Raw genomic sequence first — 23,689 nt, 5'->3', positions numbered from 1 at the left:
AAGGAGCCCGATCATGTCGGAGGAAAACATTCTCTACCGCGTCGAGGACGGCATCGCCTACCTGACGATCAACCGCCCCGAGAAGATGAACGCCATCACCGCCGCCATGGGCAGCCGCATCGCGCAGCTCTGCCGGGAGATTGACATCGACGATACCGTCAAGGTTTTGATCATCGACGGGGCAGGGGAGCGCGCCTTTGCCGCTGGCAGCGACGTGAACATGCTCGATGACCTCGGCACACCGTGGGACGGACGCAACCGCGCGCAATACGACCGCGACTATGTCGAGCCGATCCAGCGGATGCGCAAGCCGGTGATCGCCGCGATTGACGGCTATTGCCTCGGCGGTGGTCTGGAAGTGGCGATGATGTGCGACATTCGTGTTGCCACCCCGCGCTCGACGTTCGGTGCGCCCGAAGTGCAGCGCGGCTGGCACGCCGGCGCGGGCAACACGTCGGTGCTGCCCCGCATGATCGGCTTCGGCAATGCCGCGCTCTGGATCCTGACGGGGGACAAGTTCCCCGCCGAGGAAGCCTATCGCGTTGGTTTCGTGCAGCGCCTGGTGGAGGTAGACGACCTGATGCCGACCGCGAAGGCCATTGCCGTGCGGCTCGCCAAGAACCCGCCGATTGCCGTGCAGTCCGCCAAGAACGTCATCAAGCGCAGCCAAGGCACGTCGCTCGAACAGGGCCTGTCAATGGAAAACGACGGCTACACGCTCTGCATGATGACCGAGGATGCGCAGGAAGGCATGGCTGCCTTCGGCGAGAAGCGCGAACCCGTTTTCCGGGGACGGTAAGATGAAGGACCAAGTGATGCCTGACACCGCCACCACGACCCGCGCACCGCTCGAAGGGCTGAAGGTGCTCGACCTGACAATTGCCATGGCTGGCCCGCTCTGCACGCAGCGGATGGGCGAGATGGGCGCCGAGATCATCAAGATCGAAGCGCCGGGAGGCGGGGATTTCTCCCGCCACGCGCCGATGGCCGGGATCACCAAGTTCGGCGATGCGACCTGTTTCGTGACGCTGAACCAGAACAAGAAGTCGCTGGTGCTGGACCTGAAATCCGACGCTGGCCGAGAGGTTCTGTATCGCATGGTGGAGCAGGCCGATGTGCTGATCCAGAACTTCCGCCCCCGCGTGGCGAAGAAGCTGGGGATCGAGTACGAAACCCTGCGCGAGATCAATCCACGGCTCGTCTACGGCTCGGTCTCGGGCTACGGCGAGGACGGCCCGATGAAGGACCGCCCCGGCCAGGACCTTCTGTTGCAGAGCTTCACCGGCCTGACGATGAACGGCGGCAAGGCGGGCGAGCTTCCGCAGGCCAGCCCGCTTTACATGGTCGATGTCTCTGCCTCGCACATGGTCTGCGAAGGCGTGCTGGCCGCGCTGGTCGCACGCTCGATTACCGGCGAGGGGCAGGAGGTGAAGGTCACCATGATGGGTGCCATCATGGAGATGCAGTGCCAGGAGATCATGTCCTATATCGCCGCCGATGCGCCGCCCGAGCGCGGAACCTCGCCGCAGGTCTCGATCTATCAGGAGCCGCCCTACGGCATCTACAAGTGTTCGGAAGGGTTCCTGTCCATCGCGCAAGCCGATCTTGACGTGCTAGCGCAGGCGCTGGGCTTGCCGAAGCTGGCCGAGATGAAGGCCGCCCGGCCCGAGCAATCGGACGGAAAGACCGTGGCCGCGTGGCGGGATGCGATCTATGCCGAGGTGGCCGCGCTGCTGCTGACCAACACGGCGGCGCATTGGGACGGGCTGCTGGCGCCGCTCGGCGTGTGGTGCGTGGTCGTCAACGACTACGACGACTTCCTCAATCACCCGCAGACGCGGAACCGGCTGGTGGAGATCGAGCATCCGGTTGGGGGCACCTATACCGCTGTCGCGCCGGGCATTTCCTTCTCCGAAAACCCCGAGCCCAAGCTGAAGCACGCCCCGCAATACGGTGCCGACACCCGGGACGTTCTTGCGTCCTACGGTTTCGACGGAGATGAAATCTCAGGGCTGGTCGAAAGCGGCGCAGTGCTGGCAAACGAAAGCTGACAATGAAGATCACGGCCCTGCGCACCTATGTGGTGCCGCCGCGCTGGCTGTTCCTGAAGGTGGAGACCGATGAAGGTCTCGCCGGATGGGGCGAGCCCGTGCTCGAAGGCCACGCGGAAACGCTGGCCGCCAAGATCGCGGAACTCGAAGACTTCCTGATCGGTGCCGATCCGATGCGGATCGAGGACATCTGGCAGATGCTCTATCGCAACGGCTGCTATCGCGGCGGGCCGGTGCTGATGAGCGCGCTCAGCGGCATCGACATGGCGCTGTGGGACATCAAGGGCAAGCACCTTGGCGCCCCGGTGCATTCTGTGCTCGGCGGGCCGGTGCGGGACAAGGTGCGCACCTATTGCTGGGTGGGCGGAGATCGGTCCGAAAACCTGATCGAGGGCGTGAAGGGCCTTCAGGCGCAGGGCTACACGGCCGCCAAGATGAACATCTGCGAGGAGCTTCAGATCGTCGACAGCTACGCCAAGGTCGACGGTATCGTGAAAAAGCTCTTCGAGTTGCGCGAGGCGGTGGGCACGTCGATGGACCTTGCCTTTGATTTCCATGGCCGGGTGCATGGGCCGATGGCCAAGGTGCTGCTCAGGGAGCTGGAGCCGATCCGGCCGATGTTCGTCGAGGATGCGGTGGTCTCGACCCAGATCGACCTGATGGCCGACCTTGCCGCCGGCACGTCGATCCCGCTCACGGTCGGGGAGCGGCTGCATTCGCGGTATGACTTCAAGCCGGTGTTCGAGAAGCGCGCGGCCAGCATCGTGAACCCGGACACGGCCCATGTGGGCGGTATTTCCGAGATGGTGCGGATTGGGCATATGGCCGAGGCCTATGACGTGGCGCTTGCCCCGCATTGCCCGCTTGGCCCCATTGCGCTGGCCGCTTGTTTGCAGGTGGATGCGGTCTGCTACAACGCCTTCATCCAGGAGCAGAGCCTCGGGATTCACTACAACTCCACCAGCGATCTGGGCGATTACACGACACCGGGCAACGGGCTGCGGGTCGAGGATGGATTTCTTGCCATCCCCACCGGCCCGGGCCTTGGGATCGAGGTGGACGAGGCCGTGGTGGAGAAGGCCGCAGCACAAGGCCACCGCTGGCGCGCGCCGGTCTGGCGGCATGAGGACGGGTCGATCTCGGAATGGTAACATCCCTTTCGGGGAAGCCTTGAGCACACGCGCGGCAGGGGCCGCACAGGGAGGATGGAATGGAGAACGCAAAACGCCTGGCCGGGATGCTGGCCGAGATCGGGGCGGACTGGGCGGTTCTGACCGGGCCGGATTCCGTATGCTTTGCCACGGGCCATGTCGTGCCGGTGGAGATCGGGCCGAACCCGTTTTCGGGCGGGCCGACCATCGCCTTCGTGGGTCGTGACGAGGCGGTCGGGGTGGTTTGCCCCAACACGGATGCAGGGCAGGGGGGCGAGTGGGAAGAGGTTTCCTATCCCGGCTTCGCCTGTTCGGTGGTGGATCAGGTCGGGAACTATCTCAAGGCCACGCAGGAGATGATCGCGAAACTCGGCATCTCGGGCCGGGTCGCGGTGGAGCCTGCGAGCCTGACGGCGGCCGTGGCCGATCTCTTGCCCTCGGAGCGCGTGGTGATCGACACGCCCCTGAAGCGCCTCCGCGCGGTGAAGACCGAACGCGAACTGGGCTTGCTGAAACGCTCCGCCGAGATCGCGGCGATGGGCCAGCGCGAGGCGCTGACCGCCTCCGTTCCGGGGCGGTCCGAACTCGACGTGCTCAACGCGATCCGGGCGCGGATGGAGACGGAAGCCGGCATTCGTTGCGCATTGGCGGGTGAGTATCTGGCCGGTGTCGAACGGTCGTCAACGCTCGGCCTGCCGCCCGGTGCCTACCGGCTCCGGACGGGCGATCCGGTTGTCTGCGACCTTGCCCCGCGGGTGCAGGGTTACTGGGGCGACAGTTGCAGCGGGTTCATCGTCGATGGCGAGGGGTCCGAGGCCTATCGGGAGATGCACGCGGCCTGTTTCGGCACGCTGCAACTGGCCATCTCGGAGCTGCGTCCCGGCATGCGGGTCTGCGATTTCGACCGCCTCTTGCGGGAGCACCTTGAGGCCGCTGGCTATTCCTATCCGCACCATTCCGGCCACGGGATCGGCGCGTCGGTGCATGAATGGCCCCGGCTGGTGCCGGACGAGACCGCGTTGATCGAGGAAAACATGGTCCTCATGGTCGAACCCGGAAGCTACCTGCCCGACCTCGGCGGCATCCGCTGCGAGTTCATGCTGCGCGTCACGCACGACGGCGCGGAGCCGATGGCGACGTTCTGACCGTTGTATTGCTGGCCATCGTCGCAACGGCGTCGTTCGGATTGATGGGCGGGATCTTGGCGTTCCAACCCCATGGTTCAAGGGCGATGCGACCACGCCTGGCGTAGTTTGGTGACGGTCTTTGGCTTTCCATACCTGCGACCGGTTCCAGGCCAAAGGGGGCCTCACGGCCGTTGCGGGGAATGGCGGCACAGTCCGCACATTGTTGGCCCGAAACAGCTATGTCCCCGTGCCCGGCCGGGACAGGCGGGCGCGGTTTGGATTGGAGCCTGCGAGGCAATGGGGTTCGGCCATGTTGGCCCGTTCCGATCTGGTGGAATAGGACCGCGCCCCGGAACCGTTGCGGTTGGAGACAGGTTGTGAGAATCGCAGGTAGCCCGGTTGTCGCCTACATGCGCTCGATGTGGAACCGAGCGACAGCTTCGGTAATTGCGGTACTACCGCTGGCACGTTGTTCAGAGTGCAACGCTCTCGCCTCATCGGTCCGCCCTTCTGTCAGAATAACGACCGTGCGGCGATGCATGTTTGGGGCGGTGCGGAACGGGAAGCAGCCTGAGCGTCAGGCGGCGCGAGGGCAATGCAAGGTCCCAAAGGGAATACGCGATCGAGGCGATCCGCCGGTTGCCGCAAAGCGTCAGCAGGGTGCGGTGGAACTTCTCGGCGGCGTTCGCAAAGCCATCAAGGTCCGTTTTCGCGAGTTGCTTGTCCATTTCGTCCAGTACCTCGTAGAGCGGCGCGAGATCCTCGTGGGTGGGATTTCGATGGCCAAGCAAATCCACCGCCATCGTCTCGATTCCTGTCAATTCCTCGTAGATCTCCCGCGGGTCGTGGGGCGGCAACCGCAACACGCGAATGCCGTGCCGGAGACCAACGGACGCCAGACCCTCGTTGGACAGGCGCTGCAGCGCCTATCGTACCGGTGGCCGACTTTTCCCCATCCCTTCCGCGAGCGTGCAATGCACGAATGATCGACGGTATATGCCATGTCACCAAGGCCTTTGGCGGGGTCCGACTGCGGGACATGTTCGCGCAGTGCGCCTCTACCCCCGAAATCTCCAAGCTGTTTGCAGGAAGTCTGGCGGCCGCGCCCTTGGCCGTCCACGCAGAAGCCGCCTGATGGCTCCGCCCGGAACGGCGGAAGCACAAAAAAGGACTGGTGGACACGAAAGCACGAGGTGGTGCGTTTCAGCCTGACAAGAAGGACCCGACGGATGAAGAGGGCTTTTGCAGGGTTCGCTGCAGTTTCGTTGTTGTTCGAGGGGGCGGCCGGATCGGTGGTCGCTGTCGATAAACCGTGCAAGACCATTCGGGTCATTGTTGTATCGAGCGCCGGCGTCGGAACAGACAGATTCGCGCGCAAGTCAGGGCACTGGTCGAAGCGCCGCTTGGCGTGGCGTTCGGAGTGACGAACATGCCCGGCGGCCTTGGCGGCAAGGTAGGCGAAGCCGTATGGCAGGCGCCGACAGACGGTTGCACCGTACTAGTCATGTCGGAAACCTGGACGACCTACGGTGTCAACGGTGCCTCGACAACAACTGTAAAAGGCTGGAACTACTTCGTGTTCGGTGGCTCGCCGGGCGTCATCGCCGCCTAGGCCGATTCTCCATACGTGACCTTCGAGGGTCTCGTTGCCGCCGCGAAAGAAGCCCCGGAGACGGCTACGGTCGCCAACTTGGGCATCGGCCAGTTGTGGTACGTGGAGGTCGCGATGTTTGAAAAGGCCGGAGACGTGAAATACAGGGGCGGTGGGCTCCATGGCTCCAAGCCGGTGATACCTTGGCTCTGACTGGCAAAGTGGCTGCCGCCAGTGCCAACACGGTCGAAGTCGCTTCCTACGTCTAGGATGGCAAGATGCGTGTTCCTGCCGCCGCCGAGCTAGATGATTTCACCTTTGCCAATGGCGGTATTTCACCATCGATGACCAAGAATCTCCCGAAAACCGAGAAATTCCTGCCCATGGGCCACCACCTCTCCCACTCTTCGATCGTGACCCAAGGTCGCGAACAGGCCCTGCGGGATGATATGACACACGATCCTGACACCGGACCCCAGCCCCACGATGCGGAAGGCGGAAAGGACATAGCCGCCAGCCCCGGCGGAAGCACATTCGAACTCGAGGAAGGAACCCGCAGATTGCGCTCCGGGGATCTGGTAATCAGTCCGATCTTGATGCTGATCTCGCTCGTTTTCGCAATCCAGTCGGCTCTGATGATCCACAATACCGTGTCATCGGGCGTGTCGAAGATTGCCACATCGCCGGGTCTGTTCTCGACGCTGACCAGTGTCCTGATCTTTCGCCGCTCCTGCTGGGTCTGTGTTGGGGGCCATTCGCACCCGCGTAGGGTACTGATTCCTGCCTCCAGACGTGCTCAAGGCGTATTTCGGGCAATGGGAAATGTGAGAGCCTGTCATCGCTGTGGCGCTCTTCTTCGTTTTTTGATCTGATCGGATGGGTGCCGTTCTCGTCGGCCACGGCGGCCTTCGGAATCGCCAAGATGGCGATCCGCCGCGCTGCGAGTTTTTGGGCCATTCTTGCGATCATAGTGCCCTACGTGGTGCTCGTCGTTCAGTCTTAACCCGTATTGCCGCGACGCAGTTTCCGAACGATCCGACCATTTCTTGGCTGGTCGAGCTGGTGTCCCGCGGCGTTTGCGATCCGTGCCGCAAATGAACGCGCCTGAGCAGATGCCAAACCGGTGGAGTATCTTGCGAGTATTGTCGGCGATTTCGCCCAGTTCTTGGGAGCCATCGTCGAGTTTATCAATCGACGCCAATCGGGTCTCATGGCCATTTCGTCGGTGCTGGGTTTCTTCTTCGGGGCGTTGCCATTTTGATCGGCATCATGTCGTCGCCCGCAGGGACCGAGGTTCTCTGGGCCTATGAGCGGTTCAGCTATGGCAGTCTCGACCTCTATGGGGGCCTGCGCTGGGTGCCGATGCGATCGGTCTGTTCGCCATTCCGCACGCATCAATATTTACAGAAGACGCTTTTGGCCGACTTCCGTTCGGATACGGGGCGCTGGATCCAAGTACTCCGGAACCCGGTGGAGAACGCAGCCGGCATCGTCAAATGGGCCGTGACCGGCGTCGGGATCGGTGCACTTTCAGGTGTGAGCGAGAACATCGCCGCCTGCGGCGCTTATGGTATGGCAAGGAACTCCTCCGATGAGCCAGAGAGATTTGGCAAGGGGGTGATGGCGGGCACCATTGCGCCGGAGACGGCAATCAACGCCACTATTTCCGGCGCCGTGCTTGTCCTCCTTGTTCTCCGCATTTCGCGCAGCCCGCCGACGGCCGTGCTGATGGGCGCGCTGGTGCTGCACAACATCCGCTCGGGTCCGATGCTGCCGATCGGGTTTGCCGAGTTTCTGTTCGACAAGGGGGTGTGGCATTGCTGGGCGACGATCATGTTGCAGGTCATTGGCATCCTGTCGGCAAGACCGGTGGTCATGATCCTGAAAGTGCCACCGCGCATCCTCGCCCCCTTGATTGCGATCCTGTGCGTCTGCAGGCACACACTCGGTGTCCGACAACATGCTCTATATCTGCGTGCTCGTGATAGCGGGCAGCATTGGCTACGTGTCTGAGGAGTACGGATACCACCCCGCTTCCCCGGTGCTGGGCTTCGTGTTCGGGTTGCTGGCGGACCGCAGTTTCAGGCGCGTCCTCAACAGCCACAGCAGGAACTTCTTCGCCTTGATCGACCTTCGACAGCACGGCCGAGGACGATATCGGCCCCGTGGTCGAGGCGTAGATGGCCGATCTGGATGCACATAAGAGGTTTTTTTTCCCGGCGTTCGCGGAAACCGACCGGTCGACCTTCATGGGCAACCGGTTCGTTGGCGAGCCGCTGCTGGCAGAGAACCCGATGAGGATGACCCGCTGACTCCAAATGCACAACAGGCACCCGGCGCGGCCGCTGGCTACGCCAACCGAGAGCTGCTTCGGCCGGGTCGATCCGGCGCGGCTTTCGGTGCGTGATGGCGCCCAGCGCCGTGTCCACGGTGACAAGCCCACCAAAGAGGTGGCACTCCACGCCACCTTCTACGAGACCCGACCAGCGCGGACCGGCACGGTGGTGCACCTGCATTCGACCCATTCGGTCGCGCTGTCGATGCTGCCGGACACCGACCCAGACAACATGATCCCGCTGCTGACCGCCTATGGCATCATGAAACTCGGCAAGGTGAAGCTGCTGCCCCATTTCATGCCGGGCGATCCGGCGATGGGCGGGGCTGGCGGGCAAGCGCAGCGCAGTCGTGCTGGCCCATCACGGACCGGTGGTCGTTGGCAAGGACATCGAGGCCGCCTGCTATGCGATGGAAGAGCTTGAAGAGACCCCGAAAATCGCCATCCTGACACGTGGCCTGGACCCAAAGCTGTTCACCGACGCCGAGATTGGGGGCCTGGTGCGCAAGTTCAATGTAGATTGGGACGATTGAGATGACCCGCTTCTCCGCCAACCTCGGATTCCTCTGGACCGAGCTTTCCCTGTCCGATGCAATCCGTGCGGCGAAGGCGGCCGGGTTTGACGCCGTGGAATGTCACTGGCCCTATGATATCCCGGCCGAAGAGGTCGCGGCGGCGCTGGCGGAGACCGGCCTTGCCATGCTGGGCCTGAACACCGTCCGTGGCAAACCCGGTGAAAACGGTCTCGCGGCATTGGCCGGGCGCGAAGTGGAGGCGCGTGCGGCCATCGACCAGGCCATCGACTATGCCGTGGCCATCGGGGCCGCCAACGTTCATGTCATGGCCGGTGTCGCAGAGGGGCCCTCAGCGCGGAGCGTCTTCCTGTCGAACCTGCAATACGCCTGCGACCGGGCAGCGCCCCACGACGTCACGATCCTGATCGAACCGCTCAACCACCACGACGCGCCGGGCTACTTCCTGAAAACCTCTGCGCAAGCTGCCCGGATCATCGCCAAGATCGGCCACCCGAGCCTGAAGCTGATGTTCGACTGCTACCACCTCCAGATCATGGAGGGCGATCTGACCCGGCGGCTGACCGACCTGATGCCAGTGATCGGCCACATCCAGTTCGCCTCCGTCCCCGACCGGACCGAACCCGATTGCGGCGAGGTCAACTACACCCACATCTTCGACCATATTGACGCGCTCGGATACACAGCCCCGCTCGGCGCCGAGTACAGGCCGCGCAGCAGCACCGACGACGGCCTCGGCTGGTTGAAGTTCCAACAGAACAGGGACGCCAGCCCGGGGCAATAGCGCCGTCGCCTGATGCCTTTTCTTGCAGAGATCCAGCGTCGCAAGGCGCAGAGGACTGTTTACGCATGAACTGGCGCCACGTTGGAGACGCCAACGACTGACGGCCCTTGGTTGGCCCGTTCGCGCAGGCTCGCTGATGCCCGGCGCCTTTGGCGGCCGCTTCGCGCATTGCCGGCCCCCGAAATGAGGGCGGAGCATCTTGGCGGCGGGTCAATTGCCCAGGGGTGCGCGCGGAGAGGTTCGGGACGAGTCGCCCTTCGCCCCTGGAAGCTGTCCATCGGGAGATGCGGCAGTCCGGATCAAGCTCGCCGTGTCGCGACATGGTGACGGGGGGTCGGAACCCGACCAGAACGCCCCAGTTCCAAGTGGCACATACGACGCTGAATGAGCGGTGGGGCAGGGCAATTTGCTCGGCCGGTCGCGGCTGGTGGACATGTCGTGATCGCGATCTTTCCGATGAGGGCGTGCAGGCCAATGTCACAAGGACGCAGTGCGCACATCCCGGGCTTGCACCCGAGGCTATTCAAGGTTTAACCGACCCCATGGAGACCCCTATGGAAGACAATTCAGACTGGTTTGGTGCCGAAACAGCGACATTCGGTGATCGCGTCGCAGGTGCACGTGAGGCGGTCGGGCTGGATCAGCCCGGTTTGGCAAAGCGCCTTGGGGTCAAGGTCAAAACCGTCCGGGCCTGGGAAAACGACCTGAGTGAACCGCGTGCGAACAAGTTGCAGATGCTCTCGGGCATCCTTGGCGTGTCGCTCACATGGCTGCTCAATGGAGAGGGCGACGGGCTTGAAGCCCCGTCCGAGGAACCCGACTCGCTGGTGCCGGAGATCCGTTTGCTCTTGCTGGAGATGCGGCAGATCCGCAGCGAGGTCGATGACGCTGCCGAAAGGTTGGCGCGGGTCGAGAAGAGGCTCCGGACCGCATTGCTGGAGGCCCCTGAGAAATGAACCCCAACGAGAGCCGCGAGAACCGGCTGAAGCGGCTGCACATGCGGTCCTGGCGACGCGGTATCAAGGAAATGGACCTTGTGCTCGGAAAATTCTCTGATGACCACCTCGGAGATCTGAGCGACGATGATCTTGCGCTCTACGATGCGTTGCTGTCGGAGAACGATCAGGACATGTTGCGCTGGATCACCGGGCAGGATCCGGTGCCTGCCCCATATGGTGACCTGTTCGCGCGAATCTCCGATCATGCGCATTCTCGGGGCACGGCGCGCTCGTAAAGTGAAGCGCTCGGCAGGGCCGGAGCCGTCGCCTGCCGCGGTATTTGCCCGCGCAGCCAGACGCGTCGCTTATCGCGTTGAAATCGCGAGGCAGATTCTGGTCTGCGACATCTCCGGACACCAGCCGAGCCCGCAACCGTGATCGGCTTCCATCGGCCTTCAACACCGGTCGGAAGCTTGCGCGCACCGGCAGGCTCGCGGCATGGCAGGGCCCGACGGGCCCGAAGACTCTGCAGTTCTCATCCGCACCGTGGGGCGTAGTGCCTTGTAGTTATGGTCCAAAAAGGCCGTGTGCACTTGCATGCGCACTTCCCTGCAAATTTCTGAAACTTTCGTAACGGGTTGTTGGGACTTTTCCGCGTACCAAAAGGCAAGAAGCCAAGGCGGAGGCCATTATGAGTATCCACAGCAGCGTCCTTCCCGGAGAACGGCATGGCATCATGTCCGGTTACCTGGAAACGCTTGCCTTGGTGGAACGTCTGCATCGTCTGTTGCTGGACGTGATCAAGGATGAATTCGAACGCGTGGGAATTCTCGATATCAACGCCGTGCAGGCGCTGCTGCTGTTCAACATCGGTGACAACGAAGTCACCGCCGGCGAGCTGAAGACCCGCGGCTACTACCAGGGGTCCAACGTCTCCTACAACCTCAAGAAACTGGTTGAGATGGACTACATGCACCACCAGCGATGTGAGATCGACCGGAGGGCCGTGCGCGTGCGCCTGACGGAGAAGGGGCGCAACATCCGCTCGATTGTCTCGGAGCTTTTCGAGCGGCATGCGACTGGTCTGATCGACCGGGAAATCATCACATTCGAGGGGTTGGAGGATATCACCACTTCACTGCGACGTCTGGAGCGATACTGGAGTGAGCAGATCCGCTACATCTACTGATCCCGGCCGCGACCTGGCCATTTTAGCCGGGCCGCGTTTGCCGGGTTGTCGTCGTGCTGCGTCTGGGATGGGGGCTCCCGGACGCAGGCGGTGACGAACCCGAACCCGTGCCCGTGGTCCGGCGGCGGAGGCCCACGGACGACAGGCTTCAAACGCTTCTTCGATCAGGGAGAGGAAACGGGAACCGGCCCAGCTACGAAGCGTTCATGACGCGGTGGGTGCCTGTCGGACGCTTTTCCCGGTGTCGAAGGTCGCATCGGAGGCCTCGCCTGCCCGAGAACGATAACGTCCAACTCTTTCAGGAGCTTTCGTTTCATGGCCGCCGCGTAGTCATCGTACCCCACGGCGACCTCCACGAAAGCCTCCGGCCCGCGGATCACGTAGGCCTGGAAATAGGCGATGAGTTCCGTGATCGCTGTCGCCTGCGCACCGATGGCATTGGCCTGGTCCGGCCCGATCACCAGGGCGTTCACCAATGTGCCGTCAAGTGTGTCCGCGGGAACATCCTGCGGACGCGGCCCGTCATTGCTCTTGCCGTCGCCGGAGATGTCGATCACACGCCGCAAACAGCCAGGCGCGTTGGCGAACCTCGCCTGTCCGTAGAGAAGCGCCGTGCCGAGGCCAGTACTCACGCCCATCACGGCCCGTGTCGCTCCGCGAACCTGATTGGCGAACATGGACAGGTCGGCCTCGTCGCGGATCAGTTGCCAGTCCGCAAGAAGCCGCTGCGCATCCCGTCCACTCCACTCATAGGCCGAGAGGGCAACCGGGACCTGCGGCATGGCCAACAGCGCCGCACGAACCTCGGCATCCTCTAGTGCAGCGGCGAGCCCCTGTAACTGAAGATCGTACTCCGCGGCGCTGACCGAGCCCGAAACGTCGAGCCCGAACTGAAGGGCCAGCCGACAGGCATCCTGCGCCGAGGCCACAGGCGCCGGCAACAGGGCAGTGGCCGCAACGCATGCGGCCAGCCCGCGTCTGATCCTACCAGTGACCGGTGTTCTCCATGCTTGCCCAGGGTTCGGCCGGCGCCTGCGCCTCGCCTTTCTGAAGCAGTTCCACAGAGATATTGTCCGGCGATCGAACAAAGGCCATGCGGCCGTCGCGCGGTGGCCGGTTGATTGTCACACCGTTGTCCATCAGGTGCTGGCACGTCGCATAAATATCGTCCACCTCATAGGCGAGGTGCCCGAAATGGCGTCCGTCCGACGGCAATCCGTCGTCCCCATCCCAGTTGAACGTCAATTCAATTGGGCATTCGGGCTGGTCCGGCGGTGCCATGAAAATCAGCGAGAAACGCCCGCCTTCACTGTCGCTGCGCCGGATCTCTTCCAGCCCGAGCAACCGGTAGAAGGCCATGGAGGCCTCCAGGTCCTTCACCCGGACCATCGTGTGCAGATATTTGGGTCCCATCGACCTCTCCCATTCATACTCTTGGAGAGCCTAGCCCATTTCAACTCGAAGCTGAATCGGAATGCGCTGCCAATCTCGTGAGTTTACCGTGACCTCAGAAGGCCGACAGGAAGCCGACCTTCACACCCGTCTCCACCGTGTCATAGCGATCGGACGTGGAGCGGTTTTCGGCGTGGCTGATGGTGACGGTCGGTACGAAACCATAGTAGTCCATCCGCTCGAAGAGGAACCGCACGCCCGCTGTCGCTCGCAAATCCTCGCGCCCGTCCACTTCGAATGGGTACTCCTCGTAGGTTTTTTCTTCAAAGTCGAGCATCAGAGTTGCAAGCGCCGGTCCCACCGGTTTGGGAAGCGTATAGCCGAAGCCGCCGATCTTGCGCAGGTAGTCGAGCGAATCGAGATCGGACCGCGTGTCACGCACGCCAAGGGACAGCCTGAGCCCGGCGCCGTTGTCGAACTCGCGCAGCCAGATCGCATTGGTATGGAGCGTATGGGAACTTGCGTCGTCCCAGACCCGGTTGAAGGTCTCTCCCCCCGCTGACACACGCAAGATGTTGCCCTTTCCGAGCAAGAAGGCCTTGGCGACAGAGGTCCGCGTGTAGCGCGAGTAGTCCTCGCCCCCGTACCAGCCGCGTCCGGTCAGCACCGAAAGCTCCATCGGGGTGTTCCAGTCGTCGAGCCGGAACTGGTGACGAAGACCAACAGCCACGGACGAGTAGGCGAAATCGCTGCCCTTCGCGTCCGGCGCGATTTCCTTGGCTTCATCGGAAAGGATGTAGGTCTCGTGATAGAGGTGCAGGCCCACTTCAGTCGAGTGATTCTTGCCCTCCGAGAAGCGGTATCCGGTGGTTGCCCCGGCCGAAAACTCGAGGCCGGACAGCGCGCGGGCCGCGCCGCTGAGCACCACACCTTGCAACCCGCCGAAGCTGATACGGTCATGGGTCGAACCGTCGTTAACGTTGGAACTCGGTGCCACGGAAAAGGAAAGACTCGTGGACCACTTGTTGCGGCTACGGACATAGCGAAAGTCGCGCACGGCCTGAGCTCGAGCTTGCTCGTTTGGTGCATGCTGGCCGGCCATCCGGAGCCAGAGCTGTGCCCGGGTGCGCGCGCCGTTGGAGGCCAGCGCCTGGGCGCGAACCATCGCGGCGGCGAAGATTTCCTGATCGGTCTCCGCCTTGCCATAGGCTTCGCGCGCAATGTCGGTGGCCTCGTCAAACCGGCCCATGTCCCGCAGCGCACGGGACTTCAGCACCAGAGCCTCCACATCGCCGGGGTCGCGGGCGATAAGCGCGTCGGTCAGCATGAGTGCCTGTTCCGGGTTGCGTGCCTGCAGGGAGGCTGTTGCCGCTGCCCGCATCTCCTCAACGGAAAGCGTGAGTGGTCCGGTGTCTGCAAATGCCGAAAAGGCGCTCCCCAAGAGCAGGGAAGCGCCCGTCAGAAGCTGCAACCAGGGCCGGGCAATGCGCCGGCCCGGGCGCTTACCGGGTTGCGATAAATCCGCCGGTTTCACGTGTGGTCACACCATCAAATCGGGGGTCTTCACCTTCGACGACGATCACGCCGACGATCTCGTTGGCTGCCTTGCCGTTCTTTCCGTCGGCGATGACCGCGTAGTAATTGCCGCTCTCGAACACTTCCGAGGTGCCGCCGGAACCCGCCACATAGGAGTTGATCGACCCGGCCAGTTCGCCGTTCTTGTCGAGCACACCAGCCTGGACGACGAAGTTCAGCACCGGCAGCGACGAGGCACTGGAGCCGGTCGTGTCGCTGATGGCATCCACCAGCTCCTGGGTGATGTCGTTGCCGTTGGTGTCGAAGATTGCACGGTTGGAAACCGACCCGCGCACACCCGTCGGGCTGTTGAAGTCCTCGAAGTCGATCTTCACCGTCATGTCGCCGGTCGAATACTCGATACCGCCCGCGCCGTTGCGATCGCGCAGGCCTGCGTAGTCGCCCGAGTAGATCGCCTGACCCGTTGTCGGCAGCGTTACCCCGCCGTCGCGCTGGTAGACGAAACCACCAAAGCCGTATTCCACGTAGGCGCCGGTGCGGACGAGGGCAAAGCGGGTGTTTCCGCTCTTGCTGACGCCATAGATGGCCTTGTGCTCAAGCTGGTCGACGGGTTTGCCGGTAACGGAATCAAGGAACTCTGCGTCGTTCTCGTAAACGGCGAAGGGGCCGAGGCTGCCCAGTTTCTTTCCGCCGATACTCGCTCGCTGGTACACATTGTCGCCGTCGAAGGCGAGGTTGTCGACGCTGAACGTATCGTTCTTTGCGTTGTAGGAGATGGACTGGGCGTAGCCGTTGCCGTTTCCATCCGCTTTGGACTCATAGCGGACAATTGCGCTTTGGGGGGTTGGGCTGGACGTGCCCGGCGGCAGGTCGGTGTCGCCGCCGATGCCGTCGCCATCGTCCTCATCGCCGTCGTCACCGTCATCGCCGTCGTCACCATCGTCGCCGTCGTCACCGTCATCGGTGTCTTCGGTATCGTCGCCGGTGTTGTAGACGGGGTTCGACCCACTGCCGTCACCGCATGCCGCAAGCATGCCGAGAAGCGCCAGTAGTAGCGCCAGATTCTTTGTCATTGGACTGCTCTGCCTCGGTTTGTTTTGTGCAAATGTGCGCAACCGCTCGCAATTCTGTCAACTGTCAACCCCTTGGGGCCTCGCAAAAAGGTGAACCTGTGACTCTTCTGCGAACATACCGGATATGGAGGTTTCCTGCCGGGCGGAGCATAGATACGGTGCCAGTCAACCGGTTCCGAACCTCAAGGGATTCGCCTCATGCCACTCTCCGACGACCAACAGTCCGAAATCGCCACCCTGCGAACCTCTCCGCAATCCACGCTTCGGGCCGTGTCCCCGGGGATGGAAAAGCACCTCTACACCGCGCACGAGGTGCTTGATCACGGCTTTGTCCGGGTGGTGGACTACATGGGCGACGATGCGGCCATCGTCCAGGCGGCGCGGGTGTCCTACGGGGCGGGAACGAAAAAGTCCCGCGATGACAGCGGGTTGATCCGCTACCTGATGCGGCACTGGCATTCCACCCCCTTCGAGATGTGCGAAGTAAAGCTGCATGTGAAGCTGCCTGTCTTCGTTGCACGGCAATGGATCCGTCACCGCACGGCGAATGTGAACGAGTATTCGGCGCGCTATTCGATATTGGATCGTGAGTTCTATATTCCGGCGCCGGAAAACCTTGCGGCGCAATCGACGGTGAACAACCAGGGCCGGGGCGAGGTTTTGACCGGAGACGAAGCTGCGCGGGTTCTCGAGATCCTGAAAACGGATGCTGGCCGGAGCTATGACAATTACGAGGCGATGCTGAACCAGGAGGGGCAGAAAGGCCTTGCGCGCGAATTGGCGCGGATGAACCTGCCGGCCAATATCTACACCCAATGGTACTGGAAGGTGGATCTGCACAACCTGTTCCACTTTCTGCGGCTACGCGCGGACGAGCATGCGCAATACGAAATCCGCGTCTATGCCGAGACGATCTGCGATATCGTTGCCGATTGGGTGCCCGCGGCCTACGGCGCCTTCGAGGATTATCGCCTGGGTGGCGTAAACCTCTCGGCAAAGGCGCTGGACTGCGTGCGGCGGATGCTGAAGGGAGAAGACGTCACACAGGAGACGTCCGGAATGTCCAAGGGCGAATGGCGCGAGTTCGAGGCAACGATCGCCTGAGGTCCTCTGGTCTGATCGAGCGTTCGCAGCCAACGCGGCAGCCCGATCTCGCGATCCCAAGGGCCCTGAAAAAAGGCACGGAGGATACGCCCGGACAGGCTGAGGGCATTCCGGCAGCGGTGTCTCGCGGGCAGCCGCGGGCCGAGCATCTGCATCCGGGGGAGGCGGACGGGCAAACGGGACGCGGATCGGTCAGGAGCCAACTGCAGTTTCACCGCGCCCCGTTGCACGGACACATTACCCCGTGCTGCCGGGTGTTGCGCTTTGGGTCGGTCCACCGTGCGGTGCGCGACAGCGGACGCAACACCGGGTTGATCCTCCGCACCGGGCCTGCGACGCTCCCTGGATGACTGACGCCGAGATCCGCCACCGCCTTGAAGCCCTGTTGTCCACGCTCGATGCGGAGGACGAAGCCAGTGCAGGGGCACGGCAGATCGTCGAGCTTGACCAGAGTTCTACGGGGCGCCTGTCACGCATGGACGCGCTTCAGCATCAGGCCATGGCACAGGCGCAGTTGCGTCGTCGGGCCGGAGAAAGGCTGCGCCTGCAAGCGGCGCTGGCGCGGCTGGAGGACGGCGAATACGGTTTCTGCACCGATTGCGGCGAGTCCATCGCGCCCGCCCGATTGCAGGTGGACCCGGCGCTCGCCCGGTGCGCCGATTGCACTCGCAACGCCTGATCGTACGGCGGTCGGCGCGCGTGCCCGTGTGGCGATGTCCGGGCGGCACGCGGGTTCATTCGATGGTCGCGATGAAGAGCGGTGTCGGACAGTGAAGCCAACCGAACTTGCGGGCACCTTTCAGTCGGCTATTGCCGAACGCGATTGCTTCGTCGTCACAATCAGAGGGCAGGGCTGGTCTGTGCTGCCGGGCAGGTCAGTTGATACCGGCTGCGACCCGCATCCTTGCAGAAGAGCACATGCAGCGTTGCGCATATTCGACCTTGCGCACGGATCCGCCATCGAAACCAACCGCGTTGCCGCAATCCTCCCGCGCGGCACCGGCCATCTGGAATGCCGGCCCGTTGCCTCCGCTTGACGCAAGCTGTTGGTAGAAGGATACGGCCTCGCCGAGGCGTGTGTTCAGGTCGTTCTGCAGCGCCTCGCCCACGGCAGAGGCATCGAGGCCAATGTCCCGCCAGCTGCGGCAGGCGGCCAGCATATCCTCAAGGGTCACGGTCACCCGGCGGTTGCGGCGCTCCGGGCCGGACACCGCGACGAGCAACTCGTTCTTGCCTCGGCTTTCCACGGTTCCGACGCGCGCCACTGGTGCGCCCGCGGCGACCAGTGCGTTGGCAACGGCCTGTGCCCGGCGCAGACCCAGGGACTGGTTGTAGCCATAGCTGCCCACCGCGTCGGTATGGCCGACAACAACCGTGGGTTTGTAGCTCGGGTTGGTTTTGAGCTGTTCGGCGATCGTGGCGACCTTTGCCAGAGCCTCGGCGTCCAGTGTTGCCGAATCAAAATCGAAATTGATGGTGCCGACCGTCTGCGCATGCAGCTGGAGCGGTAGCAGCGACAAGAGAGCCACGAGGAGGAAGGCCGGAATACGCATGGCTTTACCTTTATTTGAAAGCGCTGTTTCGTCGACATACTGTCGCCAAGTCCCTGACGGGGCAAGTGCAGGTGGCAGGATTGACGCATTACCGCCGTACAGGCGACACTTGCGCCGTTGAATTGCTTGCGAGTCTGGATGATTGGGCTATCTTCAAGCGTATCCACGAGAGGGGTTCGTTGTGCAATTTTTGAGACTGGCTCGCAGCCTCCTGCTTTGTTCCGCGGCAGCACTTCCGGCGTCGGCCCTCACGGTTGAAGACGCGATCATTTATGTTCTTGAAACCAATCCGGATATTCAGGCGGCTGAAGCCAACAAGCAGGCAATCGAGTTCGAACTGGACCGGGCACAGGCTTTCCGGACGCCAAAGTTCAGGCTCGAGGGTTGGGCGGGGTCCAGCCGCGATTTCGGCAGCAATTCCGCGGGGCCGGGTAGTCCCGTCGAAGGATACGAAGTCAGTGCGATCGTCAGTCAGCGCATCTTCGACGGCTTTTTCACCCGTTCGGAGATCGAACGGCAGGCGTACCGCATAGACGCCGCGGCGCTGCGCGTTCTCGAACGGTCCGAGTTCCTGGCACTGGAGGCTGTACGCCTCTACGCCGACGTACTTCGAATGCAGCAACTTCTCGGTCTGGCCCGAAGCAACGTCGCCTATCACCGGGAGGTGGTGAGCCGTATCCAGGGGGCGTTCGATACCGGGGTTGTTGGCCCCGGGGACCTGATTCAGGCCGAAGAACGGCTGCTCGTGGCCGAAGATGTGCTGCTGGAGTTCGAGCTCGACTATGACGACACGCGGGCCTTCTTCCTGGAGGTCGTCGGCGTCGAGGCAGAGAGCCTCGGCTCGGTGCCGAGCGTTGCCAGCCGGATGCCGTCATCACTGGACGCAGCCTTGTCCACGGCGCGTCGTACCAACCCGACGATCCGCTTCATGCAGGCCGATGTCGGTTCTGCCGAATCGTTGTCGCGCCGCGTCGCGCACAACCGGTTTCCGACCGTAGACCTCGAGGTCGAAGGGCGCTACGGCGAGGATGTCGAGGGGCTCGAAGGCACCGTGAACGATGTCTCCGTCGGGCTGAAGTTCCGCTACGAGTTCCAGGGCCGCGCCAACAAGGCCAACCGTCAGGAGCACGTGCGTCGCGTGAACGAGAGCCGCGCGAGGCTGCTATCGCAGACCCGGCTCGTGGAACGCGAGATGCGCCAGAGCTGGTCCAACATGGAGACCGCCCGCGAACGGGTCGGCCTGCTGTCGGAGCAGGTCGCGGAACTGCGCGAGTTGCGCGCGACCTACGAGACAGAGTTCCAGGTCGGGACCCGGTCACTGCTCGATGTGCTGAATACCCAGAACGCGCTTTTTCGCGCCGAGGCTAGCCTCGTGAACACGCGCGTTCTGGACACCTATGTGAAGTACCGTGTTTTGGCGGCCTCCGGCGTGCTTCTGCGCTCGCTGGGCATCGAGCCTCCGGAGGATTCGGAGATCTATGCCCGCGAAAAGGTTGGTGCACCGCCGGTGAATGCCGCCGAGACCGGTGCCCGGTTTGACGCGCGGGATTTCCGGAGTTGGCGCAAGAGCCTCGACAACTGAGTGCCATCGCCGCGGATTGGCCGGGGCAGAGGGGGGCGGCATTTCCACGCCGGATTCACAGGACACGGCACCGGCAGGGCGCATCAGGGTTGAGGCCAGATCGGCCCAGCCTTCGGCCCCCGGCTGGGCGTTCCCCGAAGGTCCCATAGATGCGCTGGCCGCATCGCTGGCTGAAGCGATGCGTTTGCGCGGGCACGACGTGAGCCTCCCCACGCTACGTGCGGGCCTTGCATTGCCCGCCGACGGGCGAATGACACCGGAGGTGGCGCTGCACGCGGCGCGGGCGCAGGGCTTTCGGGCCATGGTCACCCGCCGTGGAAAGCTCGCCGATGTGCCGGAGGCCGTTCTTCCCGCGGTGCTGTTCCTCGATGGTCGCGATGCCTGCCTGCTGGTGTCCCGCGAGCCGGGCGGCAAGGCGCGGGTGATTTGGCCGGCGAAGGGCGAGGAGGCAATGACGTTGCCGCTCGGCGCGGTCGAGAAGGCCTACTCCGGACACGCGCTGGTCCTGAGCCCCGAGAGCGAGGAGGTGGCGGAGACCGCTCCAAACGCCACCCGCAACGGGCACTGGTTCTGGGGGGCGGTCAACCGGCACTGGCCCGACTACATGCAGGTTGTACTTGCCTCCATGGTGGTGAATCTGCTTGCCCTCGTGGTGCCCCTCTTCACAATGAACGTCTATGACCGGGTGTTTCCCAATGCTGCGACGGTCACGCTCTGGTCTCTGGTGGCCGGTGTGGGCATTGCTCTGACACTGGACGCCGCGCTGAAGTGGCTGCGAGCAGGCGTGGTGGACAAGGTGGGGCGGCGTGTCGACCTCTCGGTGTCATCGGCGCTTTTCCGTCACATCGCGGACCTGAAGCTGGAGGCGCAGAACCGCTCCACCGGTGCCTTGATGAACACGCTCAAGGACTACGAACAGGTGCGGGATTTCTTCGGCTCCCAGACCGTCGCCTCGCTGACGGATCTGGCGTTTTCCGTGCTGTTTCTCGCTGTCATCGCCTATATCGGGGGACCGCTTGCGATCCCGCCCGCAATCGCGTTGACCCTGACACTGCTGATCGGGGTCGGAGTGTTGATCCCGATGCGCCGTGCCGCCAGCGCCGCCCGAGCCACGGGCAGTGTTAAAAACGCGGTGGCGGTGGAGGCCGTGACCGACCTTGAAACGCTCAAGGCCGTGGCCGGACAGGGGCGGATGCAGCGCCGCTGGGAGACCCAGGTGACCGAAAGCGCCATGGCGCAGGAACGCAACCGGCGGCTCGCAACCTTCGCCACCACGGCGACGGCCCTGTTCCAGCAGGCGTCATCCGTCGGGATCGTCATCGTTGGCGTCTATCTCGCGCTTGAGGGGCGGATCACCATGGGCGCCGTGATCGCGGCAATGATCCTGTCCGGCCGCGCATTGGCGCCCTGCGCGGCACTATCGGGACTTTTCCTACGCGGCAGCTTTGCCTTTTCCACGTTGAAGAGCCTGAACGAAGTGATGGGCATGGCCTCCGATTCTGCGCCCGAACACAAGCCGCTCAATGCCCGGATCGACCAGGGGGCACTGAGCCTCGACGCGGTCGGGTTGCGTTATCCCGACACCGAACTGAACGCCGTCGAAGACATTTCGCTCGACATTGCCGGACGGGAGCGGGTGGCCCTTGTGGGCCCGGTTGGCGCCGGAAAAACCTCGCTGGTGCGCCTGATGGCCGGCCTCTACCAGCCGACCTCGGGAATGGTTCTGCTGGATGGCACCAACATCAAGCAACTCGGGGCTGCGCAGATGCGCAGCGAGGTGCAGCTTGTGCCGCAGGATGCAGTGCTGTTTTCCGGTTCGCTGGCAGAGAACATTGCCTTCGGGGTTCCGCAGGCCCGTGACAGCGACGTTCTTGAGGCCGCCCGTATCGCCGGCGTGGACCGGATCGCTGCCGCCCATCCGCAGGGGTTCGCGATGCCGATCAGCGAGCGTGGCCGCAACCTCTCCGGTGGTCAGCGACAGATGGTGGCGCTGGCGCGTGCGCTGCTGCCCCGGCCGCGTGTCCTGATCCTCGACGAGCCGACCTCCTCCATGGATATGGCCAGCGAGAAGCTCTTCATCCAACGGCTTGCGGTTGCGCTGGAGCGCCGCCCGATGACGTTGGTTGTCTCCACCCATCGCATGGGCCTTCTGGAACTGGCGTCCCGTCTCGTGGTGCTTGATCAGGGCAAGGTGCTGCATGACGGTCCGAAGCCCGATGTCTTGAGGGCGCTCGAAGCTGCTGCGCGCGGGGGGCAGGGTGCATGAGTGGCGAACAGTGGGATCTGCGCGACTATGCGACCGGCGGCGAGGCGGCGAAACTGGGCCGGTCCTCTCGTGCGTTGACCTTTACGTTGCTGTTGCTCGTCGTGGTGATCGGCGCCTTCATTGGCTGGGCCAACTGGGCGGTGATCGAAGAGATGGCCCGCGCCGATGGCAGGGTGGTGCCCTCCGGACGCGCCCGGATCGTGGAGAGTCTCGAAGGCGGAATTGTCCGGGAGATCCACGTCGCAGAGGGCGATGTGGTGGCCGCAGGGGATGTACTGGTGCGGATCGACGACACCAGTTCGGCCGCAAATCTTGGCGAGTTCGAGGCCCAGCAGGAAGCCTTCCTCGCCCGGATCCACCGTCTCGCGGCGGAGGCCGCCGGCGACGAGGCGCTGGATTTCTCAGCCGCCGGGATCGACCCGGCCGCCCCGATCTCGCTCAGGGAAAGCGCCCTGTTCGATACCCGTCTGGCCTCCTACATTGGTCAACGGGCTGTGATCGAAGCGCAGATCGATCAGGCCCGGCAGGAAATCACCAAGATCCAGGCAGCCCAGTTGCGCGTCGAGGAAAGTCTCGCCCTGCTGGGCGAGGAAATCGAGCTCAAGACAGCCTCTGGCGTCATCCCGCGTGCCCAGATCCTGCCCATCGAGCGGGAACGCGCAGTGAAACGCCAGGAGGGTGATGACCTCGCCAGCCAGTTGGTGCAGGCCCGCGCCGGGTTGCAGGAGGCCGAGGCACGTCTGCGGGAACTGGAACTGACCCGCCGTGCGGAGATCAGCGCCGAGCGCGCCGAGGTGCAGAGCCGGCTTGAGGTGATAGAGGAATCGATCAAGCGCGCGACCGATGTGGTCACGCGTGCCAATCTGCGGGCCCCGGTAAACGGGATCGTTTCGACCCTCAGTGTGAACACTATCGACGAGGTCATTCGCCCGGGAGAAGAGGTTCTGCGGATCGTACCAATGGACGACCGCTTGCAGGTGGAGGCACGCGTGCGGCCGGAGGACGTGGCGTTCATCCGCCCGGATCTTCCGGCCAAGGTGAAGCTGACTTCCTTCGATTTCACCATTTACGGTGCCCTCGACGGCCATGTGACGCGGATCGGCGCTGATGCAGAAACCGACGAGACCAACGGTGTTACCTATTTCCCCATCATCGTCGAAACGGAGACCAACGTTTTGACCCGCGGTGCGGAAACGCACGAAATCCGGCCCGGTATGGTGGCCACTGTCGACATCCTTACCGGTGAACGCACGGTGCTGGATTACATTCTCAAGCCTCTCCGCAAGGCGCGGGCGGAGGCCTTGCGAGAGCGCTGACACCTGTTTCTCTCGGTTGTGCCAAGCCGTTTTGCGGGCGTTGCGATGGAGGGGCTCACGCGGGCAGCAATGTCCCGGTTCGGCCTCGGCCACTGGATGCCACGCGGTTGCGCGGGGCTGGTCGTTGCTGGGGCGTGATCTTGAACTGACTCTCCCGGATTGATCCCA

Annotated in this window: 24 protein-coding genes and 1 pseudogene; 19 read left to right on the top strand and 6 right to left on the bottom strand. The window is 63.3% G+C overall.

What is annotated here, in order from left to right:
* The first annotated feature begins 13 nt into the window (after positions 1-13).
* From CLV78_RS08040 to CLV78_RS08025, 4 genes are read left to right on the top strand one after another with little or no spacing between them, the layout of a single operon-like run.
* Positions 14-799, top strand: a complete 786-nt coding sequence (locus CLV78_RS08040; protein ID WP_106204259.1) for an enoyl-CoA hydratase/isomerase family protein — start codon at positions 14-16, stop codon at positions 797-799.
* Positions 800-815: 16 nt separating this feature from the next.
* The gene (locus CLV78_RS08035; protein WP_158263483.1) at positions 816-2,051 is read left to right on the top strand and encodes a CaiB/BaiF CoA transferase family protein; all 1,236 of its coding nucleotides are present in this window, start codon (positions 816-818) and stop codon (positions 2,049-2,051) included.
* Between the two features lie 2 nt (positions 2,052-2,053).
* Positions 2,054-3,202: a galactonate dehydratase gene (dgoD, locus tag CLV78_RS08030; protein ID WP_106204257.1), complete on the top strand. Its 1,149-nt coding sequence runs from the start codon at positions 2,054-2,056 to the stop codon at positions 3,200-3,202.
* A 59-nt stretch (positions 3,203-3,261) separates the two neighbouring features.
* Entirely contained in the window at positions 3,262-4,347 is a 1,086-nt protein-coding gene (locus CLV78_RS08025; protein WP_106204256.1) for a M24 family metallopeptidase, read from the top strand.
* A gap of 476 nt (positions 4,348-4,823) precedes the next feature.
* Here the strand turns inward: CLV78_RS08025 and CLV78_RS08020 are convergent, their stop codons facing one another.
* Complete coding sequence (locus tag CLV78_RS08020) at positions 4,824-5,195, bottom strand: FCD domain-containing protein (RefSeq protein ID WP_106204255.1); 372 nt, start codon at positions 5,193-5,195, stop codon at positions 4,824-4,826.
* Between the two features lie 116 nt (positions 5,196-5,311).
* Between CLV78_RS08020 and CLV78_RS23855 the strand changes: the two genes are divergently transcribed.
* The 10 genes and pseudogenes from CLV78_RS23855 to CLV78_RS07980 all read left to right on the top strand — a co-directional run bounded on the left by CLV78_RS23855 (position 5,312) and on the right by CLV78_RS07980 (position 11,699).
* Complete coding sequence (locus CLV78_RS23855) at positions 5,312-5,464, top strand: hypothetical protein (RefSeq protein WP_158263481.1); 153 nt, start codon at positions 5,312-5,314, stop codon at positions 5,462-5,464.
* Between the two features lie 285 nt (positions 5,465-5,749).
* On the top strand, positions 5,750-5,941 hold the full coding sequence (locus CLV78_RS24265; RefSeq protein ID WP_146136663.1) for a hypothetical protein: 192 nt from the start codon (positions 5,750-5,752) through the stop codon (positions 5,939-5,941).
* Between the two features lie 257 nt (positions 5,942-6,198).
* Positions 6,199-6,792, top strand: coding sequence for a hypothetical protein (locus CLV78_RS08010; protein ID WP_106204253.1), 594 nt, complete (start codon positions 6,199-6,201; stop codon positions 6,790-6,792).
* A gap of 385 nt (positions 6,793-7,177) precedes the next feature.
* A complete protein-coding gene (locus CLV78_RS08005) occupies positions 7,178-7,933 on the top strand; it encodes a tripartite tricarboxylate transporter permease (protein ID WP_106204252.1) in 756 nt (251 codons plus the stop codon).
* A 167-nt stretch (positions 7,934-8,100) separates the two neighbouring features.
* Positions 8,101-8,232 (top strand): hypothetical protein, encoded by a 132-nt coding sequence (locus CLV78_RS24760; protein WP_281261137.1) that lies wholly within the window; start codon positions 8,101-8,103, stop codon positions 8,230-8,232.
* Between the two features lie 33 nt (positions 8,233-8,265).
* Positions 8,266-8,788 (top strand): annotated as a pseudogene (locus CLV78_RS08000) (class II aldolase/adducin family protein); the annotation flags it as partial.
* Position 8,789: 1 nt separating this feature from the next.
* Entirely contained in the window at positions 8,790-9,572 is a 783-nt protein-coding gene (locus tag CLV78_RS07995; protein ID WP_106204251.1) for a hydroxypyruvate isomerase family protein, read from the top strand.
* 554 nt (positions 9,573-10,126) lie between these two features.
* Positions 10,127-10,528, top strand: coding sequence for a helix-turn-helix domain-containing protein (locus tag CLV78_RS07990; RefSeq protein WP_106204250.1), 402 nt, complete (start codon positions 10,127-10,129; stop codon positions 10,526-10,528).
* Complete coding sequence (locus tag CLV78_RS07985; protein WP_106204249.1) at positions 10,525-10,806, top strand: FAD assembly factor SdhE; 282 nt, start codon at positions 10,525-10,527, stop codon at positions 10,804-10,806. Before CLV78_RS07990 ends, CLV78_RS07985 begins: the two co-directional genes overlap by 4 nt.
* Before the next feature lie 395 nt (positions 10,807-11,201).
* Positions 11,202-11,699, top strand: coding sequence for a MarR family winged helix-turn-helix transcriptional regulator (locus CLV78_RS07980; protein WP_106204248.1), 498 nt, complete (start codon positions 11,202-11,204; stop codon positions 11,697-11,699).
* A gap of 164 nt (positions 11,700-11,863) precedes the next feature.
* Here the strand turns inward: CLV78_RS07980 and CLV78_RS07975 are convergent, their stop codons facing one another.
* From CLV78_RS07975 to CLV78_RS07960, 4 genes are all read right to left on the bottom strand, one after another.
* The gene (locus tag CLV78_RS07975) at positions 11,864-12,640 is read right to left on the bottom strand and encodes a DUF1194 domain-containing protein (protein ID WP_245924877.1); all 777 of its coding nucleotides are present in this window, start codon (positions 12,638-12,640) and stop codon (positions 11,864-11,866) included.
* A 43-nt stretch (positions 12,641-12,683) separates the two neighbouring features.
* The gene (locus CLV78_RS07970) at positions 12,684-13,112 is read right to left on the bottom strand and encodes a VOC family protein (protein ID WP_106204247.1); all 429 of its coding nucleotides are present in this window, start codon (positions 13,110-13,112) and stop codon (positions 12,684-12,686) included.
* A gap of 94 nt (positions 13,113-13,206) precedes the next feature.
* Positions 13,207-14,418 (bottom strand): surface lipoprotein assembly modifier, encoded by a 1,212-nt coding sequence (locus CLV78_RS07965; protein ID WP_211300962.1) that lies wholly within the window; start codon positions 14,416-14,418, stop codon positions 13,207-13,209.
* 175 nt (positions 14,419-14,593) lie between these two features.
* A complete protein-coding gene (locus CLV78_RS07960) occupies positions 14,594-15,700 on the bottom strand; it encodes a hypothetical protein (protein ID WP_158263477.1) in 1,107 nt (368 codons plus the stop codon).
* Between the two features lie 198 nt (positions 15,701-15,898).
* Between CLV78_RS07960 and thyX the strand changes: the two genes are divergently transcribed.
* Positions 15,899-16,804: an FAD-dependent thymidylate synthase gene (gene thyX, locus CLV78_RS07950; protein WP_106204244.1), complete on the top strand. Its 906-nt coding sequence runs from the start codon at positions 15,899-15,901 to the stop codon at positions 16,802-16,804.
* Between the two features lie 346 nt (positions 16,805-17,150).
* Positions 17,151-17,483 (top strand): TraR/DksA family transcriptional regulator, encoded by a 333-nt coding sequence (locus CLV78_RS07940; protein ID WP_106204242.1) that lies wholly within the window; start codon positions 17,151-17,153, stop codon positions 17,481-17,483.
* Positions 17,484-17,679: 196 nt separating this feature from the next.
* Here CLV78_RS07940 and CLV78_RS07935 read toward each other — a convergent pair whose 3' ends face one another.
* Positions 17,680-18,357: an OmpA family protein gene (locus CLV78_RS07935; protein WP_245924876.1), complete on the bottom strand. Its 678-nt coding sequence runs from the start codon at positions 18,355-18,357 to the stop codon at positions 17,680-17,682.
* Positions 18,358-18,538: 181 nt separating this feature from the next.
* Between CLV78_RS07935 and CLV78_RS07930 the strand changes: the two genes are divergently transcribed.
* Genes CLV78_RS07930 through CLV78_RS07920 form a run of 3 tightly spaced genes read left to right on the top strand, consistent with a single transcriptional unit; the run spans position 18,539 to position 23,521 of the window.
* Positions 18,539-19,939: a TolC family protein gene (locus CLV78_RS07930; RefSeq protein ID WP_106204241.1), complete on the top strand. Its 1,401-nt coding sequence runs from the start codon at positions 18,539-18,541 to the stop codon at positions 19,937-19,939.
* A 16-nt stretch (positions 19,940-19,955) separates the two neighbouring features.
* Positions 19,956-22,205 carry a type I secretion system permease/ATPase gene (locus CLV78_RS07925; RefSeq protein WP_425427925.1) on the top strand — a complete coding sequence of 750 codons (2,250 nt, stop codon included), beginning with the start codon at positions 19,956-19,958 and terminating at the stop codon, positions 22,203-22,205.
* Positions 22,202-23,521 carry an HlyD family type I secretion periplasmic adaptor subunit gene (locus CLV78_RS07920; RefSeq protein WP_106204239.1) on the top strand — a complete coding sequence of 440 codons (1,320 nt, stop codon included), beginning with the start codon at positions 22,202-22,204 and terminating at the stop codon, positions 23,519-23,521. The genes CLV78_RS07925 and CLV78_RS07920 overlap by 4 nt, the downstream gene beginning before the upstream one ends.
* The last annotated feature ends 168 nt before the right edge of the window (positions 23,522-23,689 follow it).

This window comes from Aliiruegeria haliotis (genome assembly GCF_003003255.1).
Lineage (GTDB): Bacteria > Pseudomonadota > Alphaproteobacteria > Rhodobacterales > Rhodobacteraceae > Tropicimonas > Tropicimonas haliotis.
The sequence above is the reverse complement of the archived record's forward strand: the minus strand, read 5'-3'. Positions and strand labels throughout refer to the sequence as shown.